The 565-nt window shown below is 73.6% G+C and carries 1 protein-coding gene; it reads left to right on the top strand.

Annotated features, from left to right (window positions below):
• A partial coding sequence (locus FB586_RS18775; protein ID WP_136520862.1) for a YbaK/EbsC family protein occupies positions 1-442 on the top strand: 442 nt, incomplete at its 5' end.
• Between the last annotated feature and the right edge of the window lie 123 nt (positions 443-565).

Raw genomic sequence — 565 nt, 5'->3', positions numbered from 1 at the left:
AGCGGCCGAGGTGGCGGTCGTCAACATCGACCCGGCGCTCGCCGACACCGCGGCGATGAGCGAGGCCTACGACATCCCGCTGACCGCGAGCGGCAACTGCGTCGTCGTCGCCGGGGCGCGCTCCGGCGACGAGCGGGTCGCGGCCTGCGTGGTGCGCGCCGACACCCGCGCCGACGTGAACACGCTGGTGCGCAAGCTGCTCGACGTCCGGAAGTGCTCGTTCCTGCCGATGGACCGGGCGGTCGAGGAGACCGGGATGGAGCACGGCGGGATCACGCCCGTCGGGCTGCCGGAGGACTGGCGACTCCTCGTGCACGACGCGCTGCTGGACGAGCCGGTCGTGGTGCTCGGCAGCGGCGTGCGCCGTTCCAAGCTGCTCGTGCCGGGACGTCTCCTGGCCGACCTTCCCGGCGCCGAGGTGGTCGAGGGCCTGGGCCGGTGACCGGCATGGATCGGTGGGTCCTGGGTACGAGCCGCAGACCATGTCGCAGCCACGCCTGATCCCCGTCCGCACGCCGCGCGACCCGGAGGGTGTCGTCGTGGTGCTGCACGGTGGGGCGAGCCG

Source organism: Cellulomonas telluris (assembly GCF_004886325.1).
In the GTDB taxonomy this organism is placed as follows: Bacteria; Actinomycetota; Actinomycetes; order Actinomycetales; family Cellulomonadaceae; genus Cellulomonas; species Cellulomonas telluris.
Note: the sequence above shows the minus strand (reverse complement) of the source record. Positions and strands in the feature narration are given on the sequence as shown.